7 protein-coding genes are annotated in these 20405 nt (G+C 72.2%); 1 reads left to right on the top strand and 6 read right to left on the bottom strand.

The annotated features are described in order from the left end of the window. Positions 1 to 63: 63 nt before the first annotated feature. The 3 genes from poxB to IE94_RS0132465 all read right to left on the bottom strand — a co-directional run bounded on the left by poxB (position 64) and on the right by IE94_RS0132465 (position 3260). A complete protein-coding gene (gene poxB / locus IE94_RS0132475) occupies positions 64 to 1797 on the bottom strand; it encodes a ubiquinone-dependent pyruvate dehydrogenase (protein ID WP_030191569.1) in 1734 nt (577 codons plus the stop codon). A gap of 288 nt (positions 1798 to 2085) precedes the next feature. Beyond that, positions 2086 to 3066 carry a class I SAM-dependent methyltransferase gene (locus IE94_RS0132470; protein ID WP_030191567.1) on the bottom strand — a complete coding sequence of 327 codons (981 nt, stop codon included), beginning with the start codon at positions 3064 to 3066 and terminating at the stop codon, positions 2086 to 2088. An 11-nt stretch (positions 3067 to 3077) separates the two neighbouring features. After that, complete coding sequence (locus tag IE94_RS0132465) at positions 3078 to 3260, bottom strand: hypothetical protein (protein ID WP_030191566.1); 183 nt, start codon at positions 3258 to 3260, stop codon at positions 3078 to 3080. A 179-nt stretch (positions 3261 to 3439) separates the two neighbouring features. Here IE94_RS0132465 and IE94_RS0132460 point away from each other — a divergent pair, with 179 nt between their 5' ends. Beyond that, a complete protein-coding gene (locus IE94_RS0132460; protein WP_051777813.1) occupies positions 3440 to 3877 on the top strand; it encodes a DUF6924 domain-containing protein in 438 nt (145 codons plus the stop codon). 88 nt (positions 3878 to 3965) lie between these two features. Here the strand turns inward: IE94_RS0132460 and IE94_RS37365 are convergent, their stop codons facing one another. The 3 genes from IE94_RS37365 to IE94_RS36390 all read right to left on the bottom strand — a co-directional run bounded on the left by IE94_RS37365 (position 3966) and on the right by IE94_RS36390 (position 20342). Beyond that, positions 3966 to 5369 carry an RICIN domain-containing protein gene (locus IE94_RS37365; protein ID WP_157849418.1) on the bottom strand — a complete coding sequence of 468 codons (1404 nt, stop codon included), beginning with the start codon at positions 5367 to 5369 and terminating at the stop codon, positions 3966 to 3968. Between the two features lie 195 nt (positions 5370 to 5564). Beyond that, the gene (locus IE94_RS0132450) at positions 5565 to 6305 is read right to left on the bottom strand and encodes a type VII secretion system-associated protein (RefSeq protein ID WP_245235362.1); all 741 of its coding nucleotides are present in this window, start codon (positions 6303 to 6305) and stop codon (positions 5565 to 5567) included. Between the two features lie 66 nt (positions 6306 to 6371). Further along, positions 6372 to 20342, bottom strand: coding sequence for a hypothetical protein (locus tag IE94_RS36390; RefSeq protein WP_157849417.1), 13971 nt, complete (start codon positions 20340 to 20342; stop codon positions 6372 to 6374). Positions 20343 to 20405: the final 63 nt, after the last annotated feature.

Here is a 20405-nt window from a genome sequence, read left to right as displayed (position 1 = left end):
TTGAGGGTGTGCTGCGACACATGTGTGCAGCATGTGTGTGGGTGGATGTGCGGGCTCCGCCGGTCAGCGCAGGATGCGGCGGGCGACGTTCGTGGAGACCAGGTCGAGGAGTTCCCCGCCCCGGCCGTCCAGGATGGTGCGGATGGCGTAGAGGGTGAACCCCTTGGCCTGCTCCACCGTGATCGCCGGCGGCACGGACAGTTCCTGCCGCGCGGTCATCACCTCCACCAGTGCCGGGCCGTCGTGCGCGAAGGCGCCCTTGAGGGCGTCCTCCAGGTCGCCGGGACGCTCCACCCGCCGGGCCCACAGACCGACCGCCGCGGCCACCTCGGCGAGCTGCGGATTGTCCAGCTCGGTGGCGTAGTTGACGATGCCCGCCGCCTTCATCTCCAGTTCCACGAAGTTCAGCGACCCGTTGTTGAAGACGACGATCTTGGCGGGCAGGCCGTTCTGCCGCAGCGTGAACAGCTCGCCGAGCAGCATGGTCAGCCCGCCGTCACCGGACAGCGACACCACCTGCCGGCCCGGGTGTGCCGCCTGTGCGCCCACGGCGTGCGGCAGCGCGCAGGCCATGGTGCCGTGGTTGAACGAGCCGACCAGCCGACGGTGGCCGTTGAAGGTGAGGTAGCGGGCCGCCCACACCACCGGGGAACCGACGTCGACCGTGAAGACCGCGTCCCGGTCGGCGAGGCGGTCCAGGGTGCTCGCCACGAACTGCGGGTGGATCGGAGTGCGCTCGTGGTCGTTGACGGCGAGCGAGTCCAGCGACTTGCGGGTGCGGGCGTAGTGCGCGAGGGCCCCGTCGAGGTGCCGGCGGTCCGTCTTCGCGCTCAGCAGGGGCAGCAGCGCGGGCAGGGTGTCGCGCACACTTCCGACCAGGGGCAGGTCGACGCGGGTGCGCCGGCCGATCTGCTCGCCGCGGATGTCGAGCTGGATCACCTTCGCGTGCTGCGGATAGAACTGCCGGTAGGGGAAGTCCGTGCCCAGCATCAGCAGGGTGTCGGCCTCCTCGATGGCCTTGTAGCCGGAGGCGAAGCCCAGCAGACCGGTCAGACCCACGTCGTAGGGGTTGTCGTAGGCGACGTGCTCCTTGCCGCGCAGGGCGTGCACCACGGGTGCCTTGAGGGTCTCGGCCAGTCGTACCAGGTCGTCGTGGGCGCCGGCGGCTCCCGCGCCCGCCAGGATGGTCACCCGGCGCGCGTCGTCCAGCAGGGCGGCGGCCGCGCGCAGGGAGTCGTCGTCGGGGCGCGTCACGGTGCGGGCCGGACGGACCACGGTGGGCGCGAGGTCGCGGTCCGTCCGGCCGAGGAAGATCTCGCCGGGGACCACCACGACCGCCACTCCCCTGCGCTCGACGGCCGCCCGCATCGCGTTCTCGAGGATGCGCGGACCGAACTCCGCGCTGGTGACGACCTCCGCGTAGACGCTGCAGTCGGCGAAGAGCTCCTGAGGGCGGGTCTCCTGGAAGTAGCCGGAGCCGACCTCGGACCCGGGGATCTGGGCGGCGATCGCGAGGACCGGCACCCGGCTGCGCTGGGCGTCGAAGAGCCCGTTGATCAGGTGCAGGTTGCCGGGGCCGCAGCTGCCGACGCAGACGGTCAGCTCGCCCGTCAGCCCGGCCTCGGCCGCCGCCGCGAGAGCGGCGCTCTCCTCGTGCCTGACGTGCACCCAGTCGACACCGTCGGTGCGGCGGAGGGAGTCCGTCAGCCCGTTGAGCGAGTCACCTGGCAGGCCGTACAGGCGGCGCACTCCGGAGGCCTTGAGCGAGGCGACGACGTGGTCCGCGAAGGTGGGCATATCGGTTGCCTTTCGTCGGGAGCGCGTCCGGTGGGCGGCGGGACGCCGCGCGCGGCGGAAAGCGCCGGGCGAGCCGGACGCCGCTCGGTCTGCGCCCAGTCTCCGGGGGTGGACATTACGCACACATCCGTCGAATGACTGCGTCACGGGTGCCGGGGTGTGTTCCGTCGCTGGGTCGGACTACTGACGTCCGCCCCCGCCCCCTCGGTCACGGTCGCCCCGCACGCGACGTCCCCGGGGCCCGGAGGGGCGCCGGGGACGTCCGTCGCCCCAGGGGGTGTGTGACGGTCAGTGGGTCGGGCCCCACTGCGCGGCGACCAGCACGGGGCCGCCCGGCACCGTGGGGAAGGTCCGTACCTCCGAGGCTCCCGCGGCGGTGAGCGTCTCCACCATGCGGTCGGTGTCCAGCGAGTTGCCGCCGCTGCGCACGGCGTTCCACCCGGCGACGGCCCGGCGCAGGGGGTCGGCCACCGCGGGGTTCGTGCCCACCACGATCCAGCCCCCGGGCCGCAGGGCGTCGGTGAGGCGGGGTACGGCGGCGGTCAGCGCGTCCTGGGACAGGAAGGGGGCGGGCAGCCAGGCCAGGTCGTAGGCGGCCCGCTCGGTCAGGTCCGCGACGTCGAGGTGGCGCAGGGTGACCCGGCCCGCGACCTCCGCCTCGGCGTTCGCCAGTTCCCCGGCGGCCAGTGCCAGGACGCGCTCCATGACATCGATGCCCACGACCTCGGCGTGCGGGAAGCCCCGCGCCAGGGCGAGCGCCAGCGCGGCCACGCCGGTGCCGACGTCGAGGATGCGGCTGCCTTCGCGAGCCAGCCGGTCGGCCAGACCGGGCAGGGCCGGGACCACCCGGCCGGCGAGCGCCCGGCCGGTCATCGCGGAGGCCCGGCCCTGGCTCAGCAGCACGGCGTCGTCCTGGTCCGCCCAGGTGCCGCCCGACCCGTCCGCGAGGCCGGAGGCGGCGCTGACGGCCTGGCGCAGCGAACTCAGACGTGCCTGGGCGGCGCTGTGGGCCGTCGGCCCGTCGGCGTACACCAGGGACGGGTGGGGTGTGAGGGTGTCCCCCGTCCTGCTGACCAGTCGTGCGGCCTCGAGTACGGCGGTACGCGCCGGATCGGCCCTCAGTACCTCGGCAAGGGGCTTCGTCGCCGCCTCCTCGATGGTGGCGACCAGGGCCGCCAGGGCCCATGCCGCGGCGTCCAGCAGGGCCGCCGGATCGTCGCCGAGGGGCAGGGCGGGACCGTTCGCGGCGTCGGGTGCTCCGGGTGCCATGTCCGCGGGGCTCACAGGACGGCGCCGAGATAGGTGACCGCCGCGAGCCGGCGGGTCCTGAGGGTGTACTCCTCAGCCTCGCCGTCCCGGGGCTCCCGCCTGTCGTTGCAGTTCACCCGGCGGAGCAGTTCGTGCAGAGCTTCCTCCTCCCGGCCCAGACGGCCGGGGAAGAGGGGGTACTCGTAGGCATGCATGCGGGGTCCCTTCGTACTCTTCGCTTCTTCGGGTTCACCCTGCCCACCAGAGCGTCACCTGTCAAGGGGGTGACGCCGCGAGTCGGCCACGGGAGACATGTACCTAACATATGTTCCACGTACATACCGAACGACGTTTGCCGCGCCCCCGACACCCGTGCGCACGAGGAGCCCCAGCCATGACGAAACTCCCGAAGAGCGAAGACACCCTGCTGATCCGCACCGACTTCTCCGACGAGGCCGCCTGGCAGGACCTGCGCGTCGCGGTCACCACTCCGACCGACGATGACGCCGACTTCCTCGCCGTGCTCCACATCGTGGACGACCGCGCCTACGAGGGTCTGACCACGCGGGAGATCGTCGCGCTCGCGCCCGAGGAGGACGAACTGCTGATCGTGGCGGACCGGAGGGCCAGGGGCGAGCCCGAGATGCCGCTGCTGGCCGTACATGTGAGCGCGCAGGACGCCGGGGACCGGGACGCGCCATTCGGCGGCACCGACGAGCTGCGGGTCGTCGCGCGCGAGCTGTGGTCCGTGGAGAACAACATCGCCATGGCCAACATGGACTGGGAGGAGTTCGTCGAGGCCGCCGACGACGACGTCTTCAGGGGCTTCTGAGACCCGCGGCCCGTGCTGGACCTACGAGGGTGCCCGCCCCCTCGGACGGAGCGGGCACCCTCCCGGTGCACCTGGGTGCGGAGACCGGCTAGGGAGTGCGCGTGCTCCACTTCTGGTTGGGGGTGCCGTAGCACTGCCACAACTGGAGACGCGCCCCGTTGTCCGTCCGTTGGTCGATCACGTCGACGCACTTGTTGCCGGACTGGGGGTTCGTCAGGTCGTGCGAAGAGTTGAGCCGGAACTGCTGGGCGCCCGAGCCGTTGCAGGTGGTCCAGTTGATGACGGCGCCGTTGTTCGTCGCCCCACCGCTGACGTTCATGCACTTGCCCTCGGACCGCACGGTGCCGTCGACGAACTTCCAGCGCTGGTAGGACTCGTTGTAGCAGTCCCAGATCACCAGCTTGGATCCGACGGGCGCGTTCGGGCTGTTGGCGACGCCGATGCAGCGGTTGGAGGCATGGCTGTAAATCTGGACGCCCCCGGACCACGGATCGCTCGGGGCCTGGCCCGAGTTCTCCGTCTTCGACGAGCCCGAATCAGAGCCGGAACCGGTACCAGAACCGGAAGACGTGTCGGTCGACGTGCCCCCGGAACCGGAGGAGGTGTCGCCCCCGCCCGACGTCCCCCCGGAACCGGAGACGGTCTTGGCCGGCTTCCCCTCCTGCGTGGTGGCGCCCGTCGCGCCCCCTTGCGCGTCCTTCTTCCCACCGCCCGTCGCACTCGCCTTCGGTGACACGGTCACCACGACGGGCTTGCCGTCCGGTCCGGTGGTGATGACGGTCTTCGGCTGCGCGCCGCCCTTCTTGGAGGCGTGCGGCGAGGGCGACTCGGAACCGACCACGCCGGGCGCGGCGCCCGCCAGCTCGTCCAGCACCGTGCCCGGAGTGGCGCCCGGCTTCGCGGACGACCGTCCGTCGTCGCCGTCGCCGCCACTGATCAGGAAGGGTACGGAGATCAGCAGCGCGCCGACGATGGCGGCGCCCGCGAGCAGGCCCTTGTGCGGCCGGCCGGGAGCGGCCTTGACCTTCGTGCGCGCGGAGTCCCCGGCGTCGGTGCCCGAGGACGCTTTCGCCACCGTCTCCGCGGTCTCCGCGGAAGCCTCGGCCGAGGCGGCCTTCCCCGACGCCGCGGTGGCGGACGCCTCCGTTTCGGCGGTCGTGCCCGAAGCGGTCGCCGCGGTCTCCTCCGCTGCCTCCGCCTCTTCCGCCTCTTGTGCTTCCTCTGCTTCCTCTGCCTCTTCTGCTCCGTCTGCCTCTTCTGCTTCCTTTCTCCCTGTGGTCGCCTTCCCTGATACAGGCTCAGGTTCCGGCTCGGCCAAGGCGGACGGCACGGCCGATCGCCCGGTGGACGATACGGAGGTGAGGATGCGCTTCGCCGTTTCAGCGGCGGTTCCCGGCTTCCCCTCGGCTTCTTCGACGGCCTCGGCCCCGGCCTGCGCGGAGGCCACGGCTGTCGGCTCGTCGGGAGAGTCGTTGGGTTTGGAAGTCGTCATGACACCTTTCCGGTGTGGTCGGCGTGACATGTGGTTACGACACTCTTGCAACACGTCGGGCAGGCAGGCCTGGTGCGCCGCTTGCGTCAGCGCACCTGCTGTCGATGCTCTGCCGAGTGTTCAGTGGTTGATTCTAGGGTTCATCGCGATCCTCATGTACACACTTGGTCGGGGACAGGTGTGTACCGGCTTCGCTTACTGCGCCTGTCCGTTCAGCACGTTGACGAGGTGTTGCCGGGTGGAGGCGCCTGCTTCACCCTCCTGCTGAACGGCCTCCGGCTCCGGCTCGGAGTCCGGCAGGTTGAGGTTCTCCACAGGGCGTGCCGGGGAGTCCGTCGCGGCCGGAGCCTCCTGGGGAGGACCGTCGGCGGTCGGCGGCAGCAGGTCCTCGGGGTCGACGGTCATGCTGACCGCGCCCGCAGGGTTCACGAGGACAAGCGTGTCCTCACCCACTTCCCGCACGAGGTCCCGTACCCGGACGGTACGCGCCGCGTAGCGTCCGCCGGCGCGGAGCTGGGGCTCCGACGTGAAGACGGGGACCACTGGAGTGCCGTCCGGGCTGCACGCCTCGACCGGCGCCCCGTCAGGAGCGATCATGACGCCGACCTCCGCTTCGCCGAGCAGGCGCAGGACATCGTCCTCGGAACCGTAGCCGGTCACGGCCAGCTGAATGGCCTCGTCGACCGGATCAGTGGGCCGCGGCCAGCCGTTGGCGTCGGGCGAGGGCCGGTAGTCGTCGTTGTACTGCCACTTCACCACCTCCCCCTCGGCGTTGGACCGGTACTGCCCGACCACCGCCCACCGCGGCGGGACGCCCTCCCCCCGCCATGCCGGATCGACCATGCCGAACCAGTGGTCGGGGGCTTCCCTGGCGGCCTTGAGGATGGACTCGGGAACGTCCGCCAGGGGTTCCTCGCGCTCAGGTGTCTCGGTCACGTCAGGCACTTGTCTCCAACCTCTCACGAACAAAACGGCACATCGGCGGAGCCGTCTCGGCAGGCATCAGGCCGTCACCTCCCCCTCCGGCGCGTCGGTCCCGGCCGGCACCTCGCCCGGGGCGGTGGATCCGATCGCCGGCCGGGGCGAGAAGCGGAGCCACTCGCCGTGCCCACCGTCCGGCCTCAGCAACCCGTCGACCGTCCCGTCAACGGCGTACACCTCCTTCCCGATGTGGTTCGCGACCGTCTGGGCGACGGCCGGCTGCGTACCCTCCTCGATGCCGGCGTTGCAGCAGACCATCACGACAGCCGCCGAGCCCAGGCTGGGGCGACGGCGCAGGAACCGGCCCAGCTCGCCGGGAGCGGCGCGCCTCTCCGCATCCCCATCCAAGGCCAAGCGGACCTTGCCCGTTCGCCCGTGACTGTCCCAGAAGTAGGTTCGCTCCGGTGTCTGCCCGGCGGTCGTCCAAGGCAGCGGCCGCCGCTCGCCCGCCGGGCTCTCATATTCGGTCTGCGTGGGCCACCTGCCCTGGCCCCACTGCGCCCGCGTTTGGAAGGGCCGCAAGTGGGAGGACCGGCCGGTCGGCCGGAAGGTGGCCGGATCCTGCAGGGTGGTCGTCTCTACGTAGGCGTCCGGGAGCACCAGCCCGTCCTCCATCACGACCACGTCGGGTGTCCGGCCGCCCAGCGACGCGTTCCGGAGATCATCCGGTTCGCTGAGGATCCACCTGCCGTCCACGCCGTCCTCGCCGTGCAAGCCGGCGAACGCGGTCACCCGCGTGACGCTCCCGTCCGTGCTCGGGAACACGTCGAGGTCCCGGGTGAAGGCCCAGACCCGACGTCCGCTGCGGGCCGCGAGTCGGCGTGGCGTCTCCAGCTGGCCCGCCCCGCCGTAAGGCACGAGCAGGACGATGGGACCGGGTGCGGTGTCGGAGGGGATGTCGGCGGCGACCAGGGTGGCGAACTCCCGCGCGGAAAGGTCGCGCGTCACACCGTTGTCGAACTGCACGGACGTGTGCTCGGGGACACGGCCCCGGGCGGCCCTCACGAAGAGGGGCCGTCCCTCGAACCGTGTCCAGGGCGCTCCGTCGGGGTCGACGTGAACGGTATGTCCGGTGTCCGGGTAGGTCAGGTGCAGCGAGTCCGTCTCCAGGCCACGCAGCGCGGTGTCCCTGGCGCGGTTGACCGGGGAGTAGTCGAACCCGAGGAGGGCGCCGCCTCGCACGACGGGGGTGCGGACCGGAGCCGGGGGAGTCGACGCAACGAGGGGCGGGCTGCACGGCACGCACCCGACGGCCAGTTCGAGGCCCGTTCCGCGGGCGAAGTCCCCCACTCGCCTCGCTGTTTCCTTGGCTCGCCGCAGTGACTCGGCGTCCCAAAACGGAACGGTCACCACCTCCACGTCCCGCCAGTCCAGTTCGCCCGGGAGTACGAAACCGAAGCGGGTGGCGGTGCCCAGGCGGTCCGCACGGTACTCGCGGTAGAGGACCGGGTCGTGGGCGAACGCGGTCGCCATGGCCAGCGCGAGCCGTACAGCCTCCTCGTCGCCGCGGACGAGGAGGGCGTGCATCGACGTGGGGGTGAAGCAGGTCCGGAAGCCGGCGGGAACCGAGTCGGGGTTCGCTTCGGCCGTGCGGGCCGTGCGGACCGTGCGGGCCGTGACGGGCGTGTACAGGGCGTGCTCGCGCAGAGCGTGCCTCCAGTGGAGGGCGATGCCGTCGTACGGCATCGCCCCCTCGCTCTGCCAGTTCGCCGGCATCAGTTCGCCCACCACCGCCCTGAAGGGCCGCGCGCCGGGAGTGCCCGGGTCCGTCGGCACGCCGAGCAGGTCGTCCAGGCGTACGTCGGGGCCGGCCGTCAGCCGCTCCACGAGGCCGCCGTCCACGTGTGTCACCGGCACCATGTCGGGTGAGGCGAGGTGTTCGTGCAGCGTCGCCAGCAGCGGGCCGGAGCGCTCGGGGTCGTCGAAGGCGTAGGTCGTGCCCCACTGCTGGTTCAGGTGCCGCAGTCGGTGCAGCGCGGCACGCTCCATGTCCGGCCGGAGCTGCTGCGTGTGCAGCTCGGCGGCGACCAGCTCGCGCCGCAGGTCCTGCCCGGCGCCGTCCCACAGGAACTGTCGGTCGGACAGCGCGGAGAAGACACTCCTCGCCAGCGCCAGATCGTCGCGACGCCGGGCCAGTTCGTCCGCGTCGAATCCTGGAAGGTCCGCATCACCACGGCTCCCCCGGCGGATCACCGCGTCCAGGCCCTCGCCAAGGGCCTGCATGGATTCCGCCGCGTCGGCGAGACCCGTCTCGTCCTGGGCCCTGTCCAGCAGCCACTGCACGCGGGGGTCCCGCTCCGCGCTCTGCGCACGGCCGCGTCGCAGCAGTTCCTTGCGGATCCCGGCCGTCTGCCGGTCCAGGAACGCGCTGTAGCGCTGGGCGATCTCCCGGGCATAGTAGTCACCGTCCCCGACGAGCTGCGCCGTGGCGAGTCGCAGTTCCGCGAGCCATTCCTGACGTTCCTTCAGGGCTTGGCGAAGATGTGTGGAGGGGCCGGTCAGGAAGTCCCTCGTGAGCATGGCCGCGGCACGGGCCCGCTCCCTCTCCACGCCTTGGTCGATCAGACGCGTTCTTGCTTCGAAGTCCTCCGACGCGGAGCCGTGGCCCTGGCCGTCCGGGTGGTGACGCCGGGCCCGCGCGACCGTACCCAGCAGGCGCCACGCGTCGAAACGTCGACGGCCGTGCGCGAGCGGGTCGACGCCGAATGCCGCAAGGTCGCGGTGCTGCTGCTCGACGGGCGCGTCCGGGCCCGGGGGCATCTCTCCCAGCATGCGCAGGAACGACATCAGCGCCTCGGGGGAGCCGTCGCCGGGGAAGTCGGGTGTCGCCGTGTCGTCGCTGTCCTCGTCGGAGGACACGTCCTCGTCGCTGCTCGGCGGGTCCTCCTCGGCCACCGGCTGGTCCGGCTCGTTCCCGTCGGGGAACGGCGCGCCGAGGGCGGAGCGGTGTCCGGCCCGGTCCGCCGTCTCGTCGGCGTGGCCGTCGGAGCGTGCGGCGCTGTCCGGCACTCCCCGCGTGGCCAGGTCGCCTGCGGAGCGCCTACCCGGGACGGGGGAGGGGGCGCCACCGCCCGGGGCACGGGCGGGGGACGCGTCAGGCGCCGCTTCGCCGGCCGCCGGTCGCGGGGAGAATCGCAGCCACTCCGGCTGCTCCGCCCCCTGCCGTTCCTCGATGTCCAGGCTGTCCCGTACTGGCGCGTTGGCGGCGAACACTTCGTTGCCCAGTACGTCCGCCACGCGCTGGGCGTACCGCGGGGCGTCGCCGTTCTCCGCGCCCGTCTGACAGCTCACCAGCACGACGCTCGCGGCGCCCACACTGGGACGACGCCGCAGGTACCGCCCCGGCTCAGCGGGGCCCACGTCGACGACGAGGCCGTTGCGCAGCGGTACCTTGACGGCGCTCGGCGTTCCGTGACTGTCCCAGAAGTACGGGGCGTCCCTGGTGACGGCTTCGCCGGAGCGGACCCAGGGCAGGGTCCACCTCGTCCCGGGCTGCTGGGAGTCGGCGGTCCGCACGACGCCGTAGTCGGCGCGCTCGCCCAGGCTCGTCTGTTCGGCCTCGTCCATCTCGAAGGGGACGTGCGCCGATCGGCCGATGGGCCGGAACGTACTTCGGTCGGGGATCGGCGTGGTCAGCAGGAAGTCGTCGGGTACGGCCGAGCCGCTCTCGAGCAGGATTACGTCCGGCGCCGACTGCCCCACGGCTGCCCGCCGAAGGTCGTCTGGAGTGCTGAGTACCCACCGGCCCTGTTTGCCCTCGGGGCTCCCCAAGGCCGTCACCAGGAGGGCCTCGCCACCGGGCTCCCGCACCGTCTCCAGGTCACGGGTGAACGCCCAGACGTGGCGTCCGGTGCGGGCCGCGAGGTGGCGCGGCAGCGTGAGGTGCCCCGCGCCCCCTCCGGGGACGAGCAGGACGACGGGCCCGGGGGCGGTGTCCGCGGGGATGTCGGCGGCGATTTGGGCGGCGAACCGGTGGGCGGGCATGCCGCGGGTGGCACCGCTGCCGTACTGGACGAGTACGTGGTCGGAGACGTCGGAGTGGTCGGCCCGGACGAACAGGGGCCGCTCACCCCCCGGTGACCCCGTCCACGGCGCGTCGCCCGCGGCTCGCACGGTCCACGGCTCCGGCCCCCCGTCCGCCTGCAGCGTGCCCGGTCCGTTCGGAGTGGCCTCGTAGAACCTGTCCGCCACCAGACCGCGAAGCGCGTCGGCCGAGCGTCGGCCCACCGGAAGGTAGTCGAGCGCGAGGCCGTCCTCCCCCAGCCTGACGGGCGTGTGCACCGGCTCGTACGGACCGGACGCCGGAAGCGGAGGCGCCGTCTCGACGACCCGGACCCGGAATCCGACGCCGTGCGCCGCGGAGAAGTCCTCCAGCCGCGCCGCCAGGGCCTGGGCGTCCTCCCGCGTCGTGCCGTCCCAGTGGTTCACCACCACGGCGTCGACGTCCGACCAGCCGAGCGGCCCCGGGAGATACGCCCCGAAGTGGCCGAGGGAGGGGAATCGGCCGCCGGCACGCACCCGCAGCAACGGGGGGTCGTGGGCGAAGTCGGTGGCCTCCGCCAGGGCAAGCCGTACGGCGTCCTCGTCGCCGCGGACGACGAGCGCGTGCAGGGACGTCGGCGTGAAGCCGGCCCGGAAGTCCCCCGGGATGGCGTCGGTGCCGTCCGCGTCGGCGGGGAGGGCGGGCACCGGGGTGTACAGGGCGTGCCCGCGCCGGTCCTGGTTCCAGTGGAGGGCGACGCCGGAGTGCGGGTCTGCCCCGGCCTGGTGCAGGCGCGCCGACATGAGGGCCGCGGGCACCGCGTCGAACGGTGCGGAGTCCGACGGTCCCAGGCGCGTCGGCCGGCCGAGCAGGGCGTCCATCGGCGCGGCCGGATCGGCGAGGAGGTCGAGAAGTACCTCTGTGTCGACGTTGGTCACCGCCGTCATGTGCGACGAGGTGAGGCGGTCGTGCAGCATCCGTAGCAGCTCGGCCGCCCGCCGCGGGGTGTCGAAACCGTAGTTGGTCCCCCACCGCCGCTCCAGGTGACGCAGTCGGTTCAGCGCCGCCTCGATCATGCGGGGCCTCAGCTCGCGCGAGGACAGCTCGGCCGTGACCAGCCCCAGTCGCGCGTCCGGACGCAGCCCGGACCACGGAACGCCTGTCGCGGACAGATCCGAAAGGACGTGCAGCGCGGTGACCACCTGTTCGTGGCGCCGTTCCAGGATGGAGAGGTCGGCTCCCGCGCCCAGGACGCTTCCACGTGTCCGGCGGATCAGGTCGGCCAGCATATGTGCGGTGACCCACATGTCGCGCACGGCGGCAGGCAGCTCCCTCTCCGCGGTCCGCTCCGCGATCCACCGCGCACGCGGATCGCGTTGCCCGAGTCCCGCCGTTTCGCGCTCGCGCAGCTCGGCGCCGAGGAGGGCCAGTTCCTTGCGGAGGTCTTCGACCCGCATGCGGGAGACCCGCCTGCTGTAGGAGTCCTCGGGATCGGTCAGACGCAGGGAGACGTCCAGCTCGGTCAGCCACTGCTGGCGGTCCGCCACGCTCTCGATCAGTTGAGAGGTGGGGTTCCCGGTCAGGAAGCCGGCCGGGAACGCGACACGGGCGTGTTTCCTGGCCTTCTTCCGCGCGGCCTCGACCATCTCCGTCCGGGCACGGAAGCCGGTCGCCGCCGGGTCATCGCCCGTGCCGGCCGGGTCCTGCTCCCGCTGCTCCTTGACCGTGCCCAGGGTGCGCCACAGGAGGTCGCCCTGCCTGACGGCCGGGAGCGGATCGCTGACGAACGGCGCGTCCTCACGGTGGTGCCGGCCGGCCTCCGGATCCGGCACGTCCGGGATCAGCCCGGTGGCCGAATCCACCCACTCGGCCAGCGCGGCCACGCTGCCGTCGCCCGCGACGACGGGGGGCGCCGTGTCGATCGTCCGGTTGGGCGCACCGACCACCACGGCGGTGAAGGCGTCGTCCACGGACGTCTCCGCCACCATGAGGTCATGGAAGGACTTACCGTCCGCGGGACGCACCAGACGCAGGCGCCACGGCCGGCCGCCGTCCCCGAGGCTCTCTCCGTCGAGGATCGCCTCCAAGGCGGCCAGGGCTGCGGCCTCCCGCGCCCGCACGGCGTCCGCGTCGGCCCGGCGGTCGAACGCGGACAGCAGGTCGAGCATCCGTGTGACGGCGGTCAGCCTGGCCTCGGCGTGGGCCCGCGCCTCGGGCGACCCCGCCGCTCGAGACCGCGCGTGCAGAGAGGTGCGCAGGGACTCCAGGCCGTCTCGTCCCAGGCTGTCGATGTTCTGGTAGACCGCGCGCAGGAACAGTTCCCCGCGCGAGCCGTGGTCCGTGAGGTTCTCCAGCGTGATGTGGGAGCCTCGGTCCTCGCTCTCCAGGACGACGACCCCGTAGTGGTAGCCGTGGGTGCCGTCGAACGTGTGCCCGTGCCGGTCGAGCTGCTCGCCCGTCTCCTCCGCGCTGGCGAGGGACTGGAGGACGTAGCCCTCCCCCAGCTTCGCCGTCGCCGCCGCGTTCACACCGAGGTTGCCCGCCAGCCGGCCCAGGGCGTCGCGGCGGGCGTTCAGGTCACGCCTGCGCGGCGGCGCTGACTCCGCGGGCCGGGCGGTGGCCTGGGCCGCCCAGTCCGCGTCGGGGAAGTGCCGGGAGTGGGTTCCCTGCTCCAGGGTGTCGGCCAGTGCGGACGCGAGGTGGTGGAGCTCCTCCAGCCGTCCGGTGGACTCGATGCCGGCCGTCGAGGTGGCGCCGTGGACGTCCCGGAAGACGAGGCGGTCGGGCGGTCCACCGAACGCGAGGGCGGCCAGGGACCGCGCGTCGCCGTCGCTTCGGCCGGGCACCTGGGGTGTCACCCGCAGGAGCCTCAGCGCCTCGCCGCGCCGGCGGCCCGGGACGTCGACATGGCCGCCGTCCGTGCGGAGCCGGACCGCGCTGCCCGCCGCGGCCAGCGCCGCGTTGGCCCGCTCTATGGCTCCGGCGGTCGCGAACGCCGACTGGAAGGGGCCGTCGGAGCTGACGGCGACGGTGCGGTCCCCCGAGTAGGTCAGCCCGGTGTGCCGGTCGGGTCCACGGCGCACCGTGACGAGACCGCCGCCTTCCTCGGGCACGGCGAGTTCGAGGAGGGCGGATCCGGTGAAGGCGGCTTCCGCCGTGTCGGTCACCGCCGCACGGCCATGAGAGGGACTGGGGGCATGCTCATGATTCCCCGGCACCGAATCGTTCGGGTGGGTGGCACCCGGCTCGCTGGACCGGGCGGAGCGTTCGCTCAGGCCGTTCGAGCCCGCGGCCGCGGGCGCCCGAGCGCTTCCCAGGGCGCGCCGCAGGAGTTCCCGTTCCGCCGGGTCGGAGGTGGTCAGGAAGCGGTTCATGAGGGGGCCTGTAACGGGGGCGCCGGTTTGCGCCGTCATAACCAGCGGGTTGTTGCCGTCGGCCCGGGTCGGGACACGGGGGTCCCGCAGGCCGACCACCAGGTCGGCGAGATACTGCGCGCCCTGGCCGACGGGGTCCGCCACGTCTTGGGCGAGTACCTGCACCAGGAGGGCGATCTCCATCTCGTCGGTGAGGGGCCACAGCCGTAGCTCGCCCTCGACGTGCCGGCGCAGGGTGTCGAGGAACTCCTGCAGGGTGACACCCTGGAGCAGGTAGGGCATTGCTTCGCCGCGTTCGGCGGCCAGCGCGGTCCGGTGCTGGTACGCCGCTTCCAGCCGTCCTTGCAGCACCCGGTTGACGGCGCCGGCCACGACGTCGGCCGTCTGCGGCGCGACCGCGGGGCCGGGCTGCTCTGCTCGGGGCCGCTGCGCGGCAGGGCGCGCCGCGAGTCGCTCGGGGTCGGCGGACGGAGACGCACCCGCCCGCGCGGCGGTGGGCTCCGAGGCGGCGGGCAGGGGCAGGTCGGGGTTCTCGGCCCGCAGCCGGGCCACCTCCGCCGCGTCGAGCTCGGCCAGCAGACCCGGGTCGGGCACGGCCGGCGACCAGTGCTCGCCGAACGGTCCCTGCGGGGTGGTCCGGAACTCGCGGACCATGCGTACGACGAGCGGGCCGTCGCCGACCGGGAAGGCGGAGACCTGCGGCTCACCGGACTCCGGGATCGCGAACTGCGTCACCCTGATACGGACGTTCCACAGCATGGCGGCCAGCGGCGGCATCACGTCGCCCGCGGTGCTCATCCACTGTCCCGGCCGGGCGATCAGGTCCGCGAAGGCCTGCCGGTGGGCGTCGGCAACGCCGCCGTCCGCCAGCAGCGCGGCCGTCGCGCTGTCGATGCTCTCCCGCCAGTTCAGTCCGGCGTCACCGGCGCCCGCCTGGTCGGCCAGCGCCATCGACTCGGCGGTGTGCTGCAGCACCGCCGGCTCCAGCACGGGCCACAGCTCGCGCTCCTCGGAAACCCGGCGCAGGTCGTCCATCAGAGCCCGCGCCATGGCGGCGCGGACCTGGGCACCGGTCCACGGCTGGTTCTGGGCCAGCTCCAGCACCCGGGCGAAGGAGGCGACGAAGCAGTCGCCGTCGCCGGGCACCACCTCGGTGCGCAGCCCTCGCCGGGCCGCCGCCCCGGCCACCGTCCACGCTTCGGCGGGCGGCTGAGCGCTCGGGCGGGGGGCCACCGTTTCCGGCCGGGTCCCGGCGCCCGCCTTCTGACGGCCGGTCGTGCGGCCGGTGCGGACCGGGCCGGTGCTGGTCGACGTGGCGGCTGCGGCGCGTGCGCCGCGGGGAGCCCGGGGACGGGTCCCCCAGCGCATGCCCAGCGCATCCAGCTCCGCGATCACTTCGGGTTCCAGGTCGCCACGGCGGGCTCGGGCGTTGCTCAACCAGTGCCCGAGGTTGGCCCGCTGCCCGTCCACAATCTCGTAGTCCTTGTATTTGACGCCCGCGATCGAGTTTCCGTGGTCGGCGGCGTATTGCCGGGCGGCGGCCAGGTGCAGCACGATCTTCGAGGTGGGCCGCCTGGTCCACCGCATGCCCAGCTCATTGAGGATGGCCTCGGTCGCCTGGTCCAGGTGGTGGTTGCCGCGATTGGTGCTGATCCAGTGGCCCAGGGGGACCTCAGTGCCGTTGACCAGCTCGGGGTGGTTAAACGGGACCTCGGCGATCGAGCCGTGTATCGCGTGATACTGGCGGGCGGCGAGAACGTAGACGTCCGTCTTGATCTGCTGCCGTTTGTTCCAGCGCATGCGCAGCGCGTTCAGGGCGTCCCGGGTCTGCGAGGTGATGTCGCGCTCGCCGCCACGCACCCGGTCCAGCCAGAGGCCGAGCTGCACCTCCTGCCCACCGACGACGTCGACATGGTCCAAGGGAACGCCCGCGATGGAGCCGCCGTGATCGTCGGCGTACCGCTGGGCGGCGGTGAGGAAGACGTCGACCGTCGGTTCGTCCAGGTCCCAGCGCATGGAGTAACCGTTCAGCAGGGCCCGGGTAAGACGGTCGATCCGCGCCCGCCCGTTGCGCACGTCATCCAGCCATTGCCCCAGTGGGACCCCGGTGGTGCCAACTTGCTCGACGTGTGTGGAGGGCACGTCGGCGAGCGAGCCGCCTTGGGCGGCCGCGTACTGCCGTGCGGCGGTGAGCCGGGCTCTGCGGGAGGACGACCAGCCCGGCATCCGCAGCCCGACCAGAGCCTCCAGCACCTCATGGGGCACTTTCATTCTGCCGCGGCGTACCTTGCGCAGCCAGTAGCCGAGTTGGAGCGCGGTCCCGTTGACGGTCTCCACGTGCTCACGCGGCATATTCGCGATGCTGTCGCCGTTCCTGGCGGCGTATTGCTGGGCGGCGGCCAGGTAGTCCTGCGGTGAGGGATCCGTCCACCGCATCCCCAGGCGGTTCAGCTCGGCCCGGGCTTCGTCGTCGATCCGGCGGCCATCCCGGACTCTGGACAGCCATCGACCGAGGTAGACATCGACGCCGTTGATCGTCTCGACGCTGTCAACACGCACGTCGGCGATGGTGCCGCCGTGGCTCTCGGCGTACTGCCGGGCGGCGGCGAGCAACCTCTGGGCACGGTTGCCACGGCGGAGGGCGGTCCTCCAGTGCAGCAAGTCGAGGGTCCGCAGGGTCTCCGTGTCGAGGTGGAAGTTTCCGGCGCGGATGCTGGTGAGCCACTGGCCGAGTTCGACGTTCATGCCGTCGACCTCCTCCATGTGTCCGCGGTCGACTCCCCCGAGGGAGCCGCCGTGATCACGCGCGTACTGACGGGCGGCGGTCAGGAGCGTCTCCCAGCGCTCCGAGACGGGCGTGGTCCAGCGCATGCCCAATCCGTCAAGGACTGCCCGGGTGTCCGCGCTGACCCGGTAGTGACCCTCACGGACGTCGCCGAGCCACTGACCCAGTCGCACGGGCTTGCCGTTGACCTGCTCGACGTGCGTGAACGGGGTCGCGGTCAGGGAGCCGCCGTGGGCACGGGCGTACTGGCGCGCCGCGGCCAGGTTCCGCATGAGGTCGAGGTGCCTGCGGCCGTCCTCGGTGGCGCGCCCCAGCGCGTGGTAGTGCTGGTGCAGCCTGTGAATGTCCCCCACGGGGAGCCGGATGCCGTAGGTGGCCCGGATGTGGTCCCACACGCCGCCGACGGAGGCGGCATGGTGGGCGAGGGCGGTGCGGAACACCTCCTCAGTGCGGTGGATGTCCAGCCGCACCGGCACCTTCCCGGCGCGCTGCCAGGGAACCCGCACCGGCGAGGCCACGTGCCAGTGCAGGAACGCCGCCTCGCCCAGGGCGGCCACGGCCTCATTGCTGGGCTGCTCGGCGACGTACGCGTCGACGTCGAAGACCGAGGTGTCGCGGGAGGCGGAGGGCGCCGGAGACGGCTCCCCTGTCGGATCGCGGCGGACGGCGGGGACCGGCTGGCCAGCCGGGAGGATCGGCAGGCCGGCCGGGGGAATCGGCAGGGCTAGGCCCGAGGAGGGCAGCGCCAGCGTGGGGGAGGGCGGCGCGCTGGGGCCGAAGAGGTCGTCGTCCTCCTCGTCCGATGGAGAGAACAGACCGGTGGGTGAGGGCGGTTCGGTCTCCGATTCGGTGTCCGGGTCCACGTCCTCGGGCGCGCCGCCGAGCACCGGAATGCGGGGCGCGGTCAGGCCGAGGGTGTCCCGGGCCTGGATGGCGAGTGCCTCGGCGGCCCTGCCGCCCTGCTCCCTCGCGACGACGACGAGGGCCCGCTCCAGGGTGTGCAGCAATGCGGTGGGGGCACGGCCCACCGCTCCGGGCAGCGGCGGCAGTTCGATGTTCTTGCGCCACATGAGCCGCCGGGCCGCGGCGAACCGGGCGGCCTCCTCAGTGGTGTCCGGGTGCGCCCCGTCCGGGTCGCCGTCCAACTGTGCGGCAAGCCGTTCCAGACGTGCGGTCAGGTTCTCGGCGACGGCCGCGGACTCCGTGGCGGAGCCGGGCTGCGCGGAGTGCTCCGCCAGCCGGGACCATCTCGTCAGGAAGTCCAGCTGGCCGGACTGGACCACGGTCATCCGCTCCCGGTGGGAGGCGAGCCGGTCGATCAGGGCCAGGCTGTCGGCCTCGTGCAGCCGGTTGTCCCGGACCGCGTTCCACAGTGTGGCGAGTGTGCCGGTCACGAACGCGTCCCCGGTGTCGGCCGTCCACACCTGGACCGCCGGGCCCGACGGACCGGTGTCCGGACCGCTGCCGAACGCCTCGGCCATCTCCCGGGCCAGGCCGCCTGCCGCCGCCTCCCCGTTGGCGGTCCGCCCCCTGCGGTGCAGGAAGTACGCCACGAGGTCGACGACCTGCCGCTGCAGTCTGCGGTAGGCGTCCGCCTCGGCCGAGGGATCCTCCGCCGCGGACGGGGGCGCGAGGTGGTGCTCGTCCACGATTCGCCGGGCGCGTCGGCGCAGGTCGTCGGCGTTCTCCGCCTCGGACATGAAGTCACGCGCGTTGCGGAAGCGGTCGGCCCACTCCTCCAGCACCTCGGCCGAGGGCTGTGGCCAGTCCCGCTGTACGGCATCGGTGCCCGCCTCGGTCGGCGGGTGCACAGCGGCTGGCACAGTGCCCTCGGCGCCACCGTCGGTATGGGTTGCGAGCAGCAGGCCCAGCACCCGGCGTTCCACGTCACGGGCCAGGGCGGCGCGTGACTCGGTGTCGGACGCGCGGCTCCAGAGGCGGACCTCGTAGAGCAGGTCCCGCAGCGCCGCCATGTCGCCTGGAGCTCTCACCGCGGTGGCCACGGCATCGTCGACCGCCGTCCAGCCCGTGGGGGGTACGTCCTCCAGCCTGCCCGGCGGCCAGGAGCCGGCTTCGCCGGTCAGCACCTCGTGCAGCCGCGACACCTCCGTCATGGCCCTCGTCCATGTCGCGCCGAACCTCTCCCAGTCGTCGGGAAACGAGGTGTGCACGTGGACGGCGTACTCGGTGAGCCGGGTCTCGAACTCACCGAGGACGCCGGAGGCCTGCGCGCGCTCCGCGCCGGTCAGCGGGTGCTGTACGTCGGCTGGGCCGTCGCCGGTTGCCCCGAGCATGAGGGCTTGGCGCGCCTGGACGGCGATGTCGTCGCGCCACAGGGGCAAGTGGCCGGTGCGGCGGTTGCGGCGATGGCGATCCAGTTCGACCGTGCTGTGGATCAGCCGCTCGAGGGCTCCCCGGTGCGCACCCGAGACCAGTGCTTCGTACGTGGACATTGCCGAGTCGGTACCCCGCGCCTGACGGCCGGCCGCCGCCTCGTACCGCCGGTGGGCACTCTGCTTGAGCTTCTCGTAGGTGGCGCGGGCCTCGGTGACGCCGTACACGGTCGGCAGGTCGCGTATCTCGACGAGCACCTTTCCGTTGTCGAGTTCCGGAAACGCCGTGTTGACCTCGAGATCCAGCGCGGTGACGGTGGTCGGGGGGGCGTGCAGGGTGAAGCTCTGGAGGTAGTCCTGGACCGTCAGGCCCTCGCCGATGGCGACCTCCAGCGGGCTCCAGTCGACGCGCCGGTACAGCACACGACGCGCGTGCTCTGCGAACGTGTCCAGCACGAAGTCGTTGTGCGTGTCGAGGAAGTCGCGTATGTGAGAAGGCAGTTGTCGGGCCAGCACCGCCGGGTCGTGGCGGGACGCGGCAAAGAGGTAGTCCTTGAGCCAGTCCCTCGTCCTGCCCGTGTCCTCGAATTGCGCCATACCGTGCACCCCGGTGACCGCTTGGGTGAACACCAGGGTGAGCAACCCCGCCAGATTTCGGTATTCGACGTCGTCCAGGAGGTGCCAGGCGACATCCGGGGCGATGGTGTCGCCACCTGGTGCGCCGCTCAGGTAGGCGGTCGCCACTGCCTTCGCAAAGTCCGCGCCGACCTCCACGTCCAGAAGGGCGGTACGGACGTCCGTGTCGACCAGTGGCTGCGCGTCGTCGACGAGGAAGTCAAGCAGTTCGGACGGGTGCATGCCCACGGTCCACTGCGGGCCGAGTACCAGCCTGCCGTCGTATCGGTTCACCCGCCGCAGTTCCGCGTCCTGGTGCTGGTCGAAGCCATTGTGAGCGCCGAAGAGGCTGTGAACGTTCGCACCGTCCCGCAGTGTTTGCACCGTCTGTTCGAGGGAATGCCAGAACTCCTCTTCCGTGACACCGTCCGGATCGTTCTGGTAGGTGATGGGACTGCCGACGATCTCCAGGATCGCCGGAGCACCGGGGGCCGTCCGCTCAACCTCCAAGCGCAGTGCGTGGGTGTCGGCCAGGAGTTCTCCGTGTTCGAACTCGTCGGGCACACCGAGCCTCCACCCGGTTTCGAACTCGCCGCCGATCTTGCCGTAGTCGACCCGTGGACGGGTTGGTCGCGCGGACGGAGAGTCCCCATGGGCGGCCTCGGTGAGGCTCGACGTCTCGGACACCGAGGTGTTCCCCGGCGAGTGCCGAGCCGGCGATCCGCCGGGATGGCCGCTCCTGCGCTCCAGGTACGGGAACGCCTCGTACAAGCGGGAGGTGAGGGCCCGGGCGAAGAGGACGGCGGCCGTCCTGCCCCGGGTGTCCAGCACCTGTGCCACGGAGCCCACTACGGACTCGGCCAGGCCGCGGCGTGCCTGGTCCTCCTCGCTCGTGCCGGTCATTACAGGGGGGTCGAACCGTTCGGCTCGGAGGATCACCAAGGCCTCCCGGGTGGACACGTCGTC

Origin of the sequence: Streptomyces violaceorubidus (assembly GCF_000717995.1) — a bacterium.
GTDB lineage: Bacteria > Actinomycetota > Actinomycetes > Streptomycetales > Streptomycetaceae > Streptomyces > Streptomyces violaceorubidus.
This window is presented reverse-complemented; position numbering and strand designations above follow the sequence as displayed.

Coding starts and splice junctions, on each gene's coding strand:
- poxB (WP_030191569.1), bottom strand. CDS start 1,797: ATGCCCACCTTCGCGGACCACGTCGTCGCCTCGCTCAAGGCCTCCGGA.
- IE94_RS0132470 (WP_030191567.1), bottom strand. CDS start 3,066: ATGGCACCCGGAGCACCCGACGCCGCGAACGGTCCCGCCCTGCCCCTC.
- IE94_RS0132465 (WP_030191566.1), bottom strand. CDS start 3,260: ATGCATGCCTACGAGTACCCCCTCTTCCCCGGCCGTCTGGGCCGGGAG.
- IE94_RS0132460 (WP_051777813.1), top strand. CDS start 3,440: ATGACGAAACTCCCGAAGAGCGAAGACACCCTGCTGATCCGCACCGAC.
- IE94_RS37365 (WP_157849418.1), bottom strand. CDS start 5,369: ATGACGACTTCCAAACCCAACGACTCTCCCGACGAGCCGACAGCCGTG.
- IE94_RS36390 (WP_157849417.1), bottom strand. CDS start 20,342: ATGACCGGCACGAGCGAGGAGGACCAGGCACGCCGCGGCCTGGCCGAG.